This window comes from Sinomicrobium halophytocola, assembly GCF_052983395.1.
Genome location: NZ_JBRKIT010000036.1, coordinates 1 through 17,833 on the forward strand (window position 1 = coordinate 1; position 17,833 = coordinate 17,833).

12 protein-coding genes are annotated in these 17,833 nt (G+C 42.7%); 3 read left to right on the forward strand and 9 right to left on the reverse strand.

Annotated elements, in window-relative coordinates; all coding sequences use genetic code 11:
* Window positions 1-58: 58 nt before the first annotated feature.
* From ACVBDY_RS15240 to ACVBDY_RS15280, 9 genes are all read right to left on the reverse strand, one after another.
* Window positions 59-946, reverse strand: coding sequence for an IS3 family transposase (locus ACVBDY_RS15240; protein ID WP_447173799.1), 888 nt, complete (start codon window positions 944-946; stop codon window positions 59-61).
* Between the two features lie 5 nt (window positions 947-951).
* The gene (locus ACVBDY_RS15245) at window positions 952-1,350 is read right to left on the reverse strand and encodes a hypothetical protein (RefSeq protein ID WP_447173800.1); all 399 of its coding nucleotides are present in this window, start codon (window positions 1,348-1,350) and stop codon (window positions 952-954) included.
* A 108-nt stretch (window positions 1,351-1,458) separates the two neighbouring features.
* A complete protein-coding gene (gene bglX, locus ACVBDY_RS15250; protein ID WP_447176323.1) occupies window positions 1,459-3,708 on the reverse strand; it encodes a beta-glucosidase BglX in 2,250 nt (749 codons plus the stop codon).
* A gap of 9 nt (window positions 3,709-3,717) precedes the next feature.
* Window positions 3,718-4,509, reverse strand: coding sequence for a carboxylesterase family protein (locus ACVBDY_RS15255; RefSeq protein WP_447176324.1), 792 nt, complete (start codon window positions 4,507-4,509; stop codon window positions 3,718-3,720).
* Between the two features lie 56 nt (window positions 4,510-4,565).
* Complete coding sequence (locus ACVBDY_RS15260) at window positions 4,566-5,561, reverse strand: metallophosphoesterase (RefSeq protein WP_447176325.1); 996 nt, start codon at window positions 5,559-5,561, stop codon at window positions 4,566-4,568.
* Complete coding sequence (locus ACVBDY_RS15265; RefSeq protein ID WP_447176326.1) at window positions 5,558-6,949, reverse strand: glucoamylase family protein; 1,392 nt, start codon at window positions 6,947-6,949, stop codon at window positions 5,558-5,560. Before ACVBDY_RS15265 ends, ACVBDY_RS15260 begins: the two co-directional genes overlap by 4 nt.
* Window positions 6,950-7,059: 110 nt before the next feature.
* A complete protein-coding gene (locus ACVBDY_RS15270) occupies window positions 7,060-8,595 on the reverse strand; it encodes a RagB/SusD family nutrient uptake outer membrane protein (protein WP_447176327.1) in 1,536 nt (511 codons plus the stop codon).
* 9 nt (window positions 8,596-8,604) lie between these two features.
* Window positions 8,605-11,616, reverse strand: a complete 3,012-nt coding sequence (locus ACVBDY_RS15275) for a SusC/RagA family TonB-linked outer membrane protein (RefSeq protein WP_447176328.1) — start codon at window positions 11,614-11,616, stop codon at window positions 8,605-8,607.
* 391 nt (window positions 11,617-12,007) lie between these two features.
* Window positions 12,008-14,773 (reverse strand): helix-turn-helix and ligand-binding sensor domain-containing protein, encoded by a 2,766-nt coding sequence (locus tag ACVBDY_RS15280; protein WP_447176329.1) that lies wholly within the window; start codon window positions 14,771-14,773, stop codon window positions 12,008-12,010.
* Between the two features lie 211 nt (window positions 14,774-14,984).
* Here ACVBDY_RS15280 and ACVBDY_RS15285 point away from each other — a divergent pair, with 211 nt between their 5' ends.
* The 3 genes from ACVBDY_RS15285 (at window position 14,985) to ACVBDY_RS15295 (ending at window position 17,525) form a co-directional block, all read left to right on the forward strand.
* A complete protein-coding gene (locus tag ACVBDY_RS15285; RefSeq protein WP_072317189.1) occupies window positions 14,985-15,848 on the forward strand; it encodes a sigma-70 family RNA polymerase sigma factor in 864 nt (287 codons plus the stop codon).
* A 187-nt stretch (window positions 15,849-16,035) separates the two neighbouring features.
* Complete coding sequence (rpe, locus tag ACVBDY_RS15290) at window positions 16,036-16,698, forward strand: ribulose-phosphate 3-epimerase (RefSeq protein WP_447176330.1); 663 nt, start codon at window positions 16,036-16,038, stop codon at window positions 16,696-16,698.
* Window positions 16,699-16,994: 296 nt separating this feature from the next.
* Window positions 16,995-17,525, forward strand: a complete 531-nt coding sequence (locus tag ACVBDY_RS15295) for a hypothetical protein (protein WP_447176331.1) — start codon at window positions 16,995-16,997, stop codon at window positions 17,523-17,525.
* Window positions 17,526-17,833 lie beyond the last annotated feature (308 nt).

Sequence of the window (17,833 nt, forward strand, 5' to 3'; positions counted from 1 at the left end):
TGTAGCGTCCTAAAAAAGCGTTACAGGATTAACAGGATTAAAAATACTAAATATCCCATCAAACGATCGTTTGATGGGATATTTTCTTTTTGTACGATTTTATTTTTACTTCATTTTGTTTGTGCATGTCTTCTGGCGTGTTCATAGCACATGACAGATGTGGTCTTTTTGCGTTGTAAATAGCGATACTTTGTTTCACGATTTGTTTCACGGTATTGATATCTAACTTTTGGATATCGATCAAGAACTCCTGCTTTAAAATACCATTGATACGTTCGGCAACAGCATTTTGATAAGGGTCATAGGATTCAGTCATACTGCATTTTATGTGGTTTTTCGCCAATATTTTCTGGTACTCTTTACTGCAATATTGAAAACCTCTGTCGGAATGATGTATTAATCGCTTTTTAGGGTAACTTCTGTTTTTAATAGCAAATTTTAATGCTTTAACAGAGCTATCTGTTTCCAAGGTATTGGATAGGGAGTATCCAACAATCTTTTTGGAATATGCATCTGTGATAAGCGATAAATACATGGGGTTTTGCCTGGTTCCTATATAGGTAATATCCGCTACCCATAGTTGTTCTGGTCTATCAATAACCTTATCTTCGATCAGGTTTTTATGCTTTTTGAAGCGATGGTGCGAGTTGGTGGTTATATGGTAACTTCGCTTGTGCTTTATCAACAAATGATTAGCCTTAAGTATAGCAAATAAACGATCCCTCCCTACGGACAGATCTTGTAAGGGGTCTTGTAAGATATGGTACAGCTTCCTTGTTCCAACCTTAGGAAGTTCCATACGGACCTCTTTGACCAGTTCGAGGACTTTTTCGGCCGTGGCTTGCCGTTTTTTTCTGGATGTAATTGCTCTGTAATACACCTGCCTGCTGACCCCAAGTAACTCACAGGTCGATGAGATACTTTCATCATAATATGCCCTAAACATATCGATTACTTGGGTTTGGAGTTTTTTCTGATAGGAATGTTATATTCTTTTTCAGCAAGCTCTATCATCATATCGAACAAAATAGCCTTTTTGTCTGCTCGTTCGGCGATATGCTCTGCACGGGCTTTCTGTTTTTCTAAGAGCTTTATTTTTTGCTCTAACTCGATGATTCGTTGTTCTGGACTCTTGGGCATGGGGTTATAACTTTGATTATCCCAATCAAAATTACCATATTTTTTCAACCAATCCACTATAGTCGATTTAGCCTGAATCCCATATTTGCTTAACGCTTGTGATCGGGTAAGCTCTCCGCGCTCTATTTCGCCCACTACTCGAAGTTTAAAAGACATCGTATAGTCTTTCTGTGTGCGCTTTACATAAGTCGTCTGTGGTTCTTTTTTCATTACACTTTCATTTTAGTGTAACGCTATTTCAGGACGAGACACAATTCTTTAAAAAACACCCTGGCATAACCGGGGTGTTTTTTTCTTTATTCCTTTGCTCTTTCGTTATCACTCCTCCAAAAGTTCAAATGTATGTGTAAACTGCATGTTCGAACTTCCGCCTACAAAAAATTCGAATTCTCCCGGTTCATATACCCATTCCAGGTTCTGATCATAAAACTTCAGGTCCTCTGCGGACAAAGAAAAAACAACATTTTTACTTTCTCCTCTCTTAAGGAATATTTTCTCAAATCTTTTCAGTTGCTTTACCGGCGGGGTTATGGAGGCCACTTTATCATGCACATATAACTGCACTATCTCCTCTCCGTCTCTTTCTCCTGTATTGGTTACTTTGGCCGTTATGATAAGCGTATCACCCGGTGTTATCCTGCTTTTATCCGTCGTTATCTCATGAGTAAACGAAGTATAACTTAACCCGTACCCGAAAGGATACAACGGTGTGTTGGGTGTATAAAGATACCTGGAGACATATTTTTGATCCGGATCTTCCTGTTTTATAGGCCTCCCCGTATTTTTGTGATTGTAAAACAACGGCAATTGTCCCACTGTCCTCGGAAAACTTACTGTTAATTTACCGGAGGGATTATAATCTCCGTAAAGCACGTCTGCCACGGCATGTCCTCCCATGGTTCCGGGCCACCAGGCTTCCAGTATGGCATCCACGGTTTCGTTTTCCCACTCAAGGGTAAGAGGCCTGCCGTTCATTAATACCAGTACCACCGGTTTCCCGGTCTCCTTTACGGCTTCTATAAGCTGCTTTTGCCTGCCGGGAATATTAATATCGGTACGGCTGGCTGCTTCTCCGGTCATCCCTTCCAGCTCTCCGACAACCATCACCACTATATCCGCTTTTCGGGCTACGGAAACGGCTTCATCAAAACCGGATACGTCTTCTCCAAGCACCTTACATCCTTCCGCGTACAAAAAATTATCTGCCCCCAATCTTTCTTCAAATGCTTCAAAAACACTTACGGCCGTACCTTCCCGGTCGCCTGCTGCTGCCCAGTTACCTATAATATTTTTTTCATCTTTCACCAAAGGGCCTATCAATGCCACTTTACTATCCTTACGCAAGGGAAGCGCATCATTACTATTCTTTAGCAATACCATGGATTTTCTGGCGGCATCCCTGGCCACTTCCAGGTGTTCTTTATTGAGAACATCTTCTTTTTCCCGGGTTTCATCCATATAGCGATACGGGTCTTCAAACAATCCCAACCGGAATTTCATTTCCAGTATCCTGCGTACCGCATCATCCAGGTCAGTCTCACTTACTTTCCCTTCCCCTATGGACTCTTTAAGGTACTTCATATAAATACCGCCCTGCATATCCATATCCACGCCTGCACTCATGGCAATTTCTCCTGCATGCTTATCGTCACGTGCATAACCGTGTGCTACCATTTCGTTCATGGAAGTATAATCGGTTACCACAAAACCGTCAAATTCCCAGTCGCCCTTAAGTATATCTCTCAACAGGAAATTATTTCCTGTTGCCGGTACACCATTCAGGTCGTTAAAGGAATTCATAAATGTTGCCACTCCTGCATCGAGCGCAGCTTCAAACGGGGGCAGATAGGTGGTGCGCAATTCGTTTTCGGACATATCTACGGTATTGTAATCCCTTCCCGAAAGGGCTGCTCCATATGCCGCATAATGCTTGGCACATGCAAGTATGGTGTTACTGGCAGACAGGTCATTGCCCTGAAAGCCTTTCACCCGTGCCCTGGCAATGAGTGAACCGAGATAAGTGTCTTCCCCCGCTCCTTCCGCTATACGGCCCCACCGGGCATCCCTGGCTACATCGACCATAGGCGCAAACGTCCAGTTAATCCCTTCTGCCGAAGCTTCCACCGCGGCTATCCTCGCCGTTTTTTCCATGAGTTCAAGGTCCCAGCTTGCAGATTCTCCCAGGGGAATGGGAAAAATTGTCCGGTGCCCGTGTATTACATCATAGCCAAAGAGTAAAGGAATACCCAACCGGGTATGCTCTACTGCTATTTTTTGTAATTCCCGGTTATACTTGGTGGTAAAAGCATTAAAAACCGCCCCTACACTACCATTCTCCAAATATTCCTTATAATTATCATCCATTGAAGGCCCGGTAACGTCCCATCCGCTGGTAAACAGAACGGTCTGTCCTATTTTTTCCTCCAGGGTCATAAGTCCGAGAACGGAATCAACCTCTGCTGCATATGGATTTTCCGTTTTTTTATCCTGCCCGGGGCTATCTGTACAGGACATTAACACCGATAATAAAAGGGAGAGTATACTGATTCGTCTGGTTATAGTTATCATACTGTCTTTTTATTTTGTTAAAGTCTTGGAGAAAAGCCATGGCAGCAACTCCGGTTCTGCAAAAGCGGGGTCCCAGCTATTGTGGTTGGCATTTTCATATAGCGTGAATTTCGGATTGCCACCTTCCCGGAGTAATCGACCGACCATTTTTACGGAAAGTATGGGATTTACGACATTGTCTTTTGCCCCGTGAAAAATCCATAGCGGGATTTCCGAAGCGTATTTTTTTACCGATGCAGGTCTGCCTCCTCCGCAGATGGGGATAGCCGCAGCAAACATCTCCGGTTCGCGGTACAGGAGCTCAAAGGTTCCCATTCCTCCCATGGATAATCCCATGACGTACACCTGGTCTTTTTTCACATAGGGCGTTGCAGTAACGCTATCCATCAGTTTCATGACCAGGCCGAGCGCCTTTGTGGGTTTACGTCCGTAACGAAACCTGATCTTCAATGGGGTCCGGTTTCGTTTTACTTTGGTATTGGCCCAGTAATCTTCTGCAGGACATTGCGGAAAGATCACAATAGCGGGAAACTGTTGTCTTACCGTATCTTTCTGAAAAAGAAAACCGCCGTGTGCAAGTTGGGCTTCATTATCATTCCCGCGTTCTCCTGCCCCATGGAGAAAAAGTACTACCGGGTATTTTTTGGTTACCGTATAATTATCCGGATATGAAATGCGGTATAAAAGGGTGTCTTTTTCATAAATGAATTGTTTTTTTTGGTATAAACTGTCCCCCTGTGCAAAGGACAGGACCGTATGTAACATAAAACACAAAACCGGAAAGACCGTTCGATTGTTCATGGTTATTTTTTTGCTTTTCAAGTTAGTAAAACAAATTCATTCGGATGCAAAGGTCACTACCCTTCAGGAGCGAAAAGCACATTTTTTATTCTAAAGTGATGTGCCGGGTCTTCCTTATACATATCGAGGTAAGGAGAATAGGTGTTTACGTCAAGGGTGCCTTCTTTTAAGTCCATATCCAGGATACGCAACCAGCCGCTCCCTCCTTTTTCCGAACCCTGAACGCCTTCCTGGTAATTGGCCAGCATCTGGTAGACCGGGTAGCCCCCGTCGTTGATACTGACCAATGTACCGACTCCGGCATGAAGGACATGCCCCGAAAAGACAAATCTCACATTCGGATATCGTTTTACCAGTTTCTGCCAGATATCTTCCCCGTCATTTACCGCATCTTCTCCCGTATCCTCTCCTACGCCATATGCCTGCGGACGCCAGTCGTCACCTTCGCCCTGCCGGGTGTTGTCAGCATACATATAGCTATGGGTATTGATGATAACCAGATGATCGGGATGTTCTTCAATGACCCTTCCCGCCCATTCCAGTACCTTGTTCCTCGGACCGAATTCCAGGGAGAGTACCAGCCATTTTACTTTTCCGGTTTGGAGCGCGTACCAGGTATTGTCCACAGTATCCGGTTTAAAGCTGCCCCCGAAACCCGGAAGTTTTGACATTCGGGAATAAGAGAAATACTCGTTGAACAATGTAGTGTTCCTCACGTCGGCAAATTTTCCCGGGGCGCTGCCCATATCGTGATTGCCTACCGCAAGTACATAGGGGACTTTGCCGTCCAGCATACGAAATGCCTGCTGGACGGTCTCCCATTCTTCTTTGCTGTTGTTCTGGGTAAGATCCCCCTGTTGTATGACCAGGTCTGTTTTCCCGGCATTGTTGACTACCCACTCTAATTGTGCACGGAGTATTTCGGGATATTTTTCCGCGTAGGTCTGGGTATCGGGCAATAATATAACACGCACTTCCTGACTTTCGGAATTACAGGACATCATATGAAATATCAGTATACTGAAAAACAAATATTTAGTAATGCTTTTCATGGTATATGCGGAGTTGTAAAGCCTAGTTTCTTCAACCCGTTTTGTACATCTTCGTTCTGCATGAACAGGTCCCATATTAAACCGCTGCGGTAATTTTCTATCATAACAATTATCGGTCCCTGGTCTATGGCCAGGTATTTATCCGCTACCCAGGGTTCTCCATCCAGACTGAAGGCGTCGTAAAAACCGGCGGGACCCCAGACGAGATCTTTCAAATCCGTATAAAAATAACGAATAGCCCTCAGAGATTCTTCCGGGGTATACGGTATAGAACTCACAGCGGCCGTAGGAGAAACCACTCCTTTATCATGATCGGGGGAATGTGCCGTATATCCGATACTATTGTCTTCATTTCTGGAATAGCTGGCTGTCAATCCCCAGGATTTTCGGCTATATGTTTCGGAATGATCCGGGTTTTCCACACAGTAATTATAATTGATCTTTGCATGGTTTACATTCAAATCCCAGTAGTTGGCATATTTATCCTGAAGGTTTTTCGGGTTTAATCCCAAATAGGAATAATGTGCCCAAAAAAGCGGCCCGCCTTTACCACCAACGGTATTGTGTTTCAGGATAAGTGGTAAATCATAGGCTTTTTCATCGGTGGTGATATTCCCGTTCCTTGCCCAGCCTTTGTGATAAACTTCCGGATCAATAGCATGATCCGGTGAAGAAGCGGCCATGATATAAGTGATCAAACATTCATTGTAGCCTTCGATCTTGAAATTTTTCTCAAATTCATATTCGGGAGACCAATGCCAGAAAATACCATCTTTACCATTGGTATACCAATTCCAATCGATCCCTTTCCAAAGTTCATTATATTGTTGAGCTACCGCTTTTTCTTCTTCATTTCCGTTTTTAAGGTATTCGCTGACCACGATAAAACCTTGTGCCAGAAATGAGGTTTCCACAATATCTCCTCCGTCATCTTTATCCCCAAAAGATTGTGTTTCTCCTGTTTCACCATTTATCCAATGCGGCCAGGCACCGTGATAACGCTTGGTGGTCGCCAGAAAACCGGCAATTTTATGCAAACGCTTAACCCCTTCTTCCCGTGGAATAAAACCTCTCTCCATTCCGGTTACAATAGCCATTAGTCCAAAACCGGAACCTCCTGTAGTAACGATATGTGCATCATTTTTAGGATAATCTCCATCCGGATGATAGCGTTCACGAGCCATTCCGGAATTGGGTTCTGCATAATCCCAGAAATATTTGAGGGTTTGTTTTTGGACAATATCCAACAGGGCATCGTCTGTCATGCCTATTTCCTTCCGTCCTGTCTTTTCTTCTTTAGCTTTTTGTGGGGGCTCTTTGCAGCTTGATATTATGAAGGCACATATGAGAAATAACAAGTTCCCGGTTTTAATCTTCAGATTATTCATTTAAGCAATTTTTATTATTATTTTAAAAGCATTCAAAACAAAGCCCGGAGTTTTAATATCTCAAGGTCTGTGGCCTGCTTTCGATTTATCTATTTTGTCTATTTTGCGGGTCAATTTTCCAGGGGTAAAAGATCTATCTGTTCCTGAGGATAAGGCAGATATTCTTTATCGGCAGAAAAAGTACGGCCATCATAGCTAAGTTCATTATAGGTTTTCAGTCGTATCATATCGAAATAACGGACTCCCAGTTCCATAGCCATTTCGGCAAATTTTTCGTCGATCACATCCTGATGGGTTACTGCTCCCAATAATTCCATATTTGCCCTGTCCCTAACTTCATTTACTGCTTCCAACGCCGTAGGGCCACCATTGGAGGAAGCTCCTTGTGTGAGAGCTTCTGCATACATTAATAATACCTCTGCATACCGGATACAGATCAGGTTTTTTCCGGCACTATACTGGTTCCGGCTATCCGTAAGCTGTACAGAAGGCAGGTAATGTTTACCGCTGGAGAACAAAGCCCTTGAAAAATCATTGATAATATCACCGTCACGTGTTGTATTAGACACCCATTCCGGCAGGGTGGCGTATTGCGGGTCTTCCTGAATCTCTGCGATACCACGATCTGTAAAGAGAACACTGGTTTCCAACCTTATTTTTTCTCCCCGATCTAGCATAAACTTAATAAACTTAATACTTGGTTCATAGAATCCCCATCCACCGGATGCATTTTCCCTGGCAGGCGTCCAGTTTTGCGGGCCGAACGGTGCCCACTCGTGGTAATGGGTGTCCCCTGTAGAATTCCCATAGTCGGAATACTGCATTTCCAGAAGGCTTTCATTACTAAGTTCCCCTTCTTTTTTAAAGAGCTGATAGAAATCGGGATAAAGGCTGAATTTACCGGAGTTGATAATTTCCCCGCAGGCATCGGCCACACCCTGGTAATCTTCAAGTTCAAGTTTAGCCATAGCTTTTATGGCAAAAGCCGTATACTTGGTGACTCCTCCCTGAAGGTCTTCACGTTCATTGGGACGCTGATCCGGTAAATGAGGAATAACTTCATCCATCAAATCGGAAATATAGGTCATCACTTCTTCTTTGGAAGACGGTCCGTTTTCAATTTCTTCTTCGGGCTGGGAAGTAGTTATAATAAAAACATCCCCCCACACTCTGGCCAGATTAAAATGAAGCCATGCATTTAAAACCCTGGTCTCTGCCATATACTGGTCCAACAATGCATAATCACTTTCTTCTGCAAAATCCTTATACAATTGTAGTTTCTCATATGCATTGTTCATGTTCACAATATCTCTGGAATGCAGTTCCCAAAGAGAATTATACATCCAGAAATCTTTGTTGTAATTATACAGGTCAGTTTCCGCATAGTCCTGCTGGTCTCCCAACCCTCCTGCATTTACGTCATCACCTCGTACGCCGAGTAATAATAATTCCTCCCATCCCCGGGTAGAAAACTCATAATACGCTCCTATTAACGGAAGAATTGCCTCTTCCGTATTGGTATAATCCAGATCATTGGCGTCAAGTTGTCCTTCACGATCTTCCAGTTTGTCCGTACAGGAAACCAGGCACACCAATAATGCCGGGATAATTAAACTGAAGCTATATAAAATCCTGATATTTTTCATAGTGGCATTTTAAAGTTTTACGTTGATTCCCACAGTATATACCGCCGGTATAGGATAAGTCTGTCTGTCCACTCCATCCGGTACTTCGGGGTTAAATCCATTGTATTTGAAAAAAGTAAAGGGTCTGTCTGCTGTAAAGGTTATCCTGGTATCAGGCATATCTTTGCCTAATAATTTTTTACCTCTTAGTGTATAGGACAACTGGATATTCTGAATACGGAAAAAGTCTCCGTCTTCGACCCAGAAATTACTGAGTTTTTGGTTCCAGCCTTTACGAAGTCCTGCGGATGAAGGGTAAGTATTACTCGTCCCTTCTCCATGCCATCTGTTCTTGGCAAGGTCCGCATCCATATTGGTATCGGGAGTATAAATCACTTCCCCTCTCTTACGGTTGAGTATTTTGCTTCCTGCTTGCCCGTAAACACTTACGGACAAATCCCAGGCTTTATAAGTAACTCCGAGATTTCCTCCATACATGAGCTTGGGAAGGTAGGAACCGAGTACCACCCTATCGTCATCATCAATAACTCCGTCTCCGTTCTGATCTTTGAATATCAGGTCTCCCGGCACGAGATTATTGGTAACCGCAATAGGATCATTTGCTATCTGTTCGTCATTTTGATATACTCCTGTGGTTTCATATCCGTAAAAAGCTTTAATAGGTTCTCCTACCATTGTTCTTTGCCTGAATTCTGCCGAACCGGAATCAATATAAGGGCCAATAAGGCTTTTGGCTTCATTTTTCAATGTGGAAAAATTAGTCCCGATACTATAACTGAAATCTTCTGACACAGGATGATTCCAGTTCACAGCCACTTCAAGCCCCTGGTTACGTATTACTCCGGAATTTCTATCTACTTCCAGGTTTATAATAGGCTGCATGACCGGCATAATGGCGTTTTTAGTATCCCGGATGTAATAATCAGCATCAATGGAAAGACGATTGTTCAGCGTAATAATATTAATCCCCACGTTCTTTTCTTCCACAAATTCCCATTCGTTATTACTGAATACACTTGTGGCGGTCACCCCGGAGGTTTGTTCATTTCCGAAAGGAACGGAGATTACATTAATCGTATTTGTCCCTGCACTTGCAGCCACCTTATCATTACCCAGCCTACCCCATCCGGCACGTAACTTCAGAAAGTCGAAAACCCCGTTATCTTTCATAAAATCTTCTTTTGAGATTACCCATCCGGCACCGAAAGCCGGAAAATATCCCCAGGTTTTTTTAGTGTATTTTGAAGAGCCTTCTGCACGGAAAGTTCCGTAAAGGAGATACTTATCTTTAAAATTATAGGATGCTCTTGCAAAGAAAGACAATCCGTAAATCCTCGTTCCGTTATCCTCTACATTACCACGAAAAGATTCTTCATCGGCAAAGTCAAGATACCAGGAATCCTCAAATTCAACGCCTTTAATATTTTCTCCCTTTGCAGAAAGTTTATGAAACGCTTCATCCCGGAAAGAACTACCTCCCATTAATGTAAGATGATGGTCCCCGAAATCATTTTTAAAAGTAAGAACATTATCCCATATCTGATTGGAATAGGTATTCTGTGTCTGGGTAATTGCAGAAATGCGCTGCTGATTATTCCCCAGTGTAAAAGGCAGATCTACATAACGTTCATCAAGAGCAGAAAAATCATGATTGTAAGTTGTTTTGAATGTCAACTTTTCCGGAATAAGATCCGCTTCGAAATACAGGTTTGCCAATAATTTCCTTATTTTTAATCTGTCATTATTGTACGCCATATCCGGAAAAGGGTTTTGTGTACTCCTGTACCCGAGTATTTGTGCATTGGAATATCGTACAGGGGCCGCTTCTGTGTTTTGTTCATCAATTACGGGCATAACAGGTACCGCGAAATATGACTTGAACCAGGCAGCATTTTCTGGTTGATACTTGGTAGCATTACTAAATATCATATTTGTTCCTATCCGTACCCTGTCCGAAAGCTTTATATCCACTTTAGAACGAATATTAAAACGTTCGTATTCGTTTTTCATATCCAGTATACCTTCCTGGGCAAAATAATTAGCACCTGCCGAGTATGTTACCGTTTCACTCCCTCCGGTAACGCCGATACTATGGTTCATAATAGTTGCGGGTCGCATTACTTCCTCATACCAGTCCGTATCCACCCCCGGAAGATCAGGATTTGAACTGCTCGGTCCGTACCTGTTAATAGCATTCTGTACAAAATCCATATCGGGTTGTGATCCCGACTCACGGGCCATTGTCACAAACTGTTCCGTATTAGCCATTTTCACGACATTGCGGGCATATTGTACCCCGGTATAACCATCGTATTCAAACTGTGGTTTCTGTTCCGGAAGTCCGGACTTGGTTTCAATAATAATAACTCCATTAGCTGCCCGTACACCGAATATAGCTGATGACGATGCATCCTTTAAGACATTTATGGATTTAATATCTTTGGAATTGAGAAAATCAATATTGTCGTAGAACATTCCGTCTACAACGTAAAGTGGTGATCCTCCGTCCTCGACATAGCTACCCACTCCCCGTAACCTTACCGTCGGAGAATCTCCCGGGGAGCCGGCACTTACCACCTGTACACCGGAAACCTTACCCTGCAATGATTGTACAACATTGGCAGCGGGAGTTTTTTCAATGTCTTCAGATTCTATTGTGGTGATCGCCCCTGTAAGGTCTGCTTTCCGTTGTGTACCATACCCCACAACCACCACTTCATCCAGTTCGGAAGTATCTTCCTGTAGTGTAATGGTAAGCGTATCGTCATCTCCAACGGTTATTTGCCGGGACTGGAACCCTATATAAGTCACCTCCAGCACTTCTCCCGGAGAAGCCTCGACACTGAAATTCCCGTCGAAATCGGACACCGCATACCTGTTGGTCCCTTCCACTAAAATATTGGCACCGGGCAACGGCTGATTATCGGCATCAATAACTTTACCGGTTATCGTTTCCTGCGCATAAACTCCCGCAGGAAATATAGCTATACAGCATATAAGCCAAAACAATTTTACCTTCATAATAAAAGATTTGATTTAGTCGAAGATAAAATTAGAGACTCCCGGAGGTTTTAACTGTAGTAGTAGGGCTACATCAAATGACCAAACAACACCAAACACACTAAATACCTTATAATCAACACATTGAAATATCACAAAAATTAGTTGTTTCCTAAAATTTTAACATGTTGATGTAGGGATGATGAGTTGTTTTATCGTAAAACATGCATGTTATTTTTATCGAAACACCAAATAACAGGTGAAAATTTTGTCAAATACTGATTTCAAAACCTGTTGCCTTTCTGTTTTCTTCATCCTTCTTTAACAATTCAACCTGTTAATCTGCACGAAAAGCTTTTGTAAAGATGATGCGGTCGTTTTTGGATTAAAACACTTGTTTTTAATGGAATAGTCAAATTACGAGCAGGAATTTCACCAAATCCTGATCCTTTTCCAGTTCGAGTTTTTTACGAAGGCGATACCGGTGTATCTCCACGCCCCTGGAAGTAATTCCCATTAAGGGTGCTATTTCTTTGGATGTGAGATTCATCTTCAGATAACCGCACAATTTCATGTCTTTGGAAGTTAATTTCGGATAGCGCTGTACCAGTCTCTTGAAAAAATCGTCGTGCAGTTCGTTAAAATTCGTTTCGAAAACCTGCCAGTCTTCCTGGTTGTGTATGGCTTCTGTAGTCCTGGCAATAAGGCTTTTTACCCGGTATTCGTTGACATTATCTTTTCGTATACGCCGCAATTCGTTCTGGATCTCCAGAAGAAGTTCATTTTTCTTACTGATCATCAGGGTAGAGTTCATCAACTCTTTCCTTTTCAATTTCACTTCCTTTTCCAGGTTTTGCCGCTCCAGCAGTTCCATTTTTCTTTGACTTTCCCGGTACATCCGCCGGGTAAGTTTGCGCTGATGATCTTTAATAAGCCTTTTGTTCCACAGGAAAAACAGGTATATTATGGCAAAAAACAACAGAAGATATATAACCTTCATGGCCTGGGACAAATACCAGGGAGGATGTATGCGAAAATCATAATGAAGCGCTACGGGGCTGTTCAGGTCAAAAGACACGGGCGAAACATCAATCCTGTAATCTCCGTATGCCAGGTTTTGCAACGTAATCACTCCATTCCCTACCCTTCCTTCCTGGGTAAGGGGTCCGGTTAAACGGTATTGGAAATCCTGGCCGAAATGATCGGGATAATATACAAAAAAGCGAATATTTCCGGCATTGCGGAAAGCTATACCCGGGTTCCTGGAAAAGGCATAGAGGGAATCTCCTGTTTCTACGTGGTCTATCCGTACCTTGTCTGTTACGGTTAGTGGCTGATTGTGCCATTGCCTGTATTTGTGAAAATTGAATTCGGCAAAACCGTCGTTCAGGGTAAAGTAATAAAGAGAATCGTTCCTCTTTACCACTTTTTCAAACAAAGGGGTCAACCTTCTGCCAAGCTCCCGCTGTACAATGACCGTATCTTTCACCAGGTCGGTGTAGATCACCCCGTTCTTTCCCGTATCCGTAAACCAGAAATGCCCTCCGTCCTGGTAGAGCAACTTTTTACCCTTATATTTTTCAAAAGGAATAAATGCTTCCAGATCTTTTTTAACCGGATTATAGGAGTACCATTCTCCCGCATTATACAAAGCTATATCGTTCCCCACCCGGAACACCTGCGTTCTCAGGCTCTTTAATTCGCCCTGGTCAAACTCACGGATAGCTATTGCCTTCTTGTAATCATCACCAAACCGGATACGAAAAAAGCCTTTGTACGGATGCGATGCCCACACGGTATGGCGATTTTCAAAAACAATATTGTCTATCGGAAAATCTATACCCTCTACCCGGCTCACTTCCCAACCTTCCTTACCATAGACATACACCACCAATCCTATATAGGTGCATTGTATAAAAGTATCTTCCTTGCCAGGCACGCCGCGTATTGCATAACCGCCGGAGAAACCGGAGATCCGGTCGAATGTATTATTACTTATATCGTAAGTACCCGAGTTATGGCCGCAAAGCAACCTGCCGTTAACCACTTCCAGGTCCCATACATGCCCCTGGGAGTTTTCCAGGAAAACCATTTTATCTCCTTTAAAATAATATACCCCGGTATTGCTTCCCATATAAACAGTATTGTTATAGAAAGCAATATCATAAACGGTCCCCAATTCCCCGGTATCATCTTTAAAAAAGGAAAATTCCGAATTTACTTTGACTACGTCCACACCGTTGTCCAACGCCAGCCAGAGTTTATCCCCGCGGACATCAACCCCCAGCACCGTGTTGTTCTGCAGTCCCAGGTGCCTGTTGATGTACTGGCTGGTCCGGGTAGTCCTGTTATAAATAATAACGCCGTTCTTTATGGTTCCGAAAGCAATGCGGTTTTCTCCCACAATGCAGATCTTATTGAGTTCATATGCGGAAAGCGTCTCATTTATGGCCTGGTCCCATCGTTGAAGTTTATGATACTCGAAATCATAGCTGAAGCATCCGGCAGATTTCGTACCTATAATAAGTTTATCCCCGTCCGCAACAATATCGGCAACGGGATTACCTATGTTCTCGGTTTCGGGCAGTGGTATCAGTCCGTCCTTTTCCGTGTAGCGATGCACCCTGCCGTTATTCTGCCCCAATATGAGGGATTCCCCGTAGGCCATCACTTTGGTGATTATAAACCCGGGATTCAGTACGGTTATCTTTTCTCCGTTATAGATATACACCATAGCGAAGGAACGAAATACGATATTTTCACCCCACCTGGTTATTTCCCAGAATTCTTCGTTCCTGAATTCATGGGCCACATCTATTTCCGAGGTTAACGAAACATACTCAAACGCTCCGAATTCATTTTTCTCCCAGTATCCGAACTCTTCATACGATCCGGTATACACTCTGTCTCCGTCCCGGTATACCGATCGTATAATGGTATTATTAGGCAACGTGTATAATTTCCAGTATTGTCCGTTAAAAACGAGTAAACCCTGGTGATTTGCCACAAAAGTAAGCCCGTTATCATCGGTAGTTATATCCCAGTTCTGGTTAGCGGCATAATAGTCATTCACGGAAAAATTGCTCACCGGCAGAACAGCCTGCTGTGCATAAAAAAGCCGGACACCTGTAATAAGACAAATAAAAAAGAAGAAATATGGTGTAACACGTTGCCCCATGTTTAGTCTATATAATTGATAACTACATTTTCCGGAAACGGACAATGTGGTTAGAAACAGCCTGAAAATCCGAACTGTAACTTAAAAACAGGTATGAAATCCGGAAAATAATGGAAATTAAATTAAACCTTTTGTAACATTTAACGTCAATAATACGTATAACCAATAGCATAAGCAATTATACACATAAAAAAATCAAGGAGAAGATTAGATGAGACAGCTTAAAATTACGAAGCAGGTAACCAACAGGGAAACTGCTTCCCTGGATAAGTATCTTCAGGAGATAGGGAAAGTTGACTTAATTACTGCAGATGAAGAAGTAGAACTGGCACAACGAATCAAAGCCGGGGACCAACGTGCCCTGGAAAAGTTAACGAAAGCCAACTTGCGTTTCGTGGTTTCCGTAGCAAAGCAGTACCAAAATCAGGGGTTAACCCTTCCCGATCTTATCAACGAAGGTAATCTGGGACTAATTAAAGCCGCGCAACGTTTTGACGAAACCCGTGGTTTTAAATTTATTTCGTACGCAGTTTGGTGGATTCGCCAATCTATATTACAGGCATTAGCGGAGCAGTCACGTATTGTACGTTTGCCTTTGAACAAGATCGGATCTATAAACAAGATCAATAAGACCTATGCATTCCTTGAGCAGGCACACGAACGTGTTCCTTCTGCCGAAGAAATTGCCAAGGAACTGGACATGACCGTAAACGACGTTAAGGAATCCATGAAAAATTCCGGGCGCCACGTTTCTATGGATGCCCCTCTTGTAGAAGGTGAAGATTCCAATCTGTATGACGTTTTGCGTAGCGGAGAGTCCCCTAACCCGGACAAAGATCTCCTGCACGAATCGCTTCGTACAGAAATAGAAAGAGCACTGGAAACCCTTACTCCAAGGGAAGCGGATGTGATCCGCCTGTATTTCGGACTGGGAGATCAGCACCCGATGACCCTGGAAGAAATAGGCGAAACCTTTGACCTGACCCGTGAACGGGTACGCCAGATCAAAGAAAAGGCCATCCGAAGGTTGAAACATACCTCACGCAGTAAAATATTAAAAACTTATCTGGGTTAACCCCCGATAGTTGGGATGCACGCCCGTGTGCCTCAACGAGAAGGTAACAACAGTTTATCATAACTGTTCGTTTTTTGATTGATGGATGAACTCCGGCTGATAACCGGAGTTTTTTTCTTTATAACCATTCCTCTCCAAAGTCAAAGATTTCTCCTATTTTTGCTTCGACAAAAGACAACACATTACAATGGACCAAAAACTCATAGCCCCCTCCGTTCTGGCAGCTGACTTTGCCAACCTGCAACGCGATATTGAAATGGTTAATAAAAGTGAGGCCGATTGGTTTCATATTGATATCATGGACGGAGTATTCGTGCCAAACATATCCTTCGGTATGCCTGTACTCGAAGCCATAAAAAAACACGCTGAAAAAACAATAGACGTACACCTGATGATCGTAGACCCGGACAGGTACATCAAAACTTTTGCCGCACTGGGAGCTGATAATCTTACCGTACATTACGAAGCTTGCACCCACCTCCACCGTACCTTGCAAGCTATTAAAGCAGAAGGTATGAAGGCAGGTGTAGCCCTGAACCCGCATACCCCTGTTATCCTGCTGGAAGATATAATCAATGATATTGATATGGTTTGCATTATGAGTGTCAATCCGGGATTCGGAGGACAGTCGTTTATCCAAAATACCTATAAAAAAGTTTCGGAGCTGAAGGAGATCATCCGGAAAAACAATGCAACAACCAAAATAGAAATAGACGGGGGTGTTACTTCCGAAAATACAAAACAACTCATAGATGCCGGTGCGGACGTGCTGGTAGCCGGAAGTTTTGTGTTTAAAAGCGAGACCCCTTTGCAAACCATAAAAGAACTAAAAGAACTAGCCAATAGTTAAACCGGTTCTGAATATAATACAAAACCTACAGGATATGTCTATGCAGAATTGACATATCCTGTTTTTTTGACCAGGATACTATTTTGTAAGATAAATACATTAAGTCAAGAAGAAATTACCTTCGTCTTTAAAATTAAGCTGTTTGTTATTAAAATCATGTTGTACGTATAAATAATTTCTTACTTTTTTAAGAAAACGTTAACTTTAATAACGTTTAAAAAAGTGAAAATATATTTTGGAATTCGCGCCCCTTTTACTTTAACCAACTATTTTATTGACTCTAAATCTTTGACACCATGAAAACTTTATCTTATGTGAGGCTAAAAGCCATGATCCTCCCTGCCGCATTATTATTTGTCATTTCCTGTGCACAGGACGAAATGGAAACTGATCCGGAATTGATAAACCCGAAAGCCGAACTGTCTACGGCAGCAGTATGGCACCAGGCCAATCTCACCAATTTTGAATCCTATCCGGATCCGGGAAGCGACGAATGTGTTTTATACAACGGCTGCCAATGGGCCGGCCAGTTTGCCTTTGTTTCGGGTGTGATGCCCGAAAGCTGGGTAGCCTCACACAATATAATTGCCCTGCATTCCCGCGATGCTTATGAATACAAATTAAAAACCCTGCGCATAAGACAGGGAGGCCGGCAAATAGATGCCGTGGTGTACGATTTTTGTTCCGATACCGACTGCAATGGCTGTTGTACCGCCAATGCAGATCAAAATGGCATTGGTTTTCTGATAGACATAGAAAAATACTCTATGCAGCGCTTCGGGTCCGGGTCCGGGATCGTAGAATGGACCTGTCTCGATTGTGACTAAACTTTCCGGAATTAAACATTCTTATACCGGAAATACGACATTACTATCCTTTTTTGACAAAGAGGCCCTTTTTAAGCCCGTCTTTTTCACCGAAGACGGGTTTTTAATTTCATTGTTGCATAAAAAACATCGGTATTTTATCAATTCCTTATTGGAATTTCCTTGTTTTTATTAAAAATCAACTCATCATCACTACATCAGTTTGTTAAAACATATTCATAATCAACTTCTCCATATAGATATAAACAATTAAAAAACAACATATTAAAACAACAATATATAGAATAAATCCGACTCTTTCCTATAAC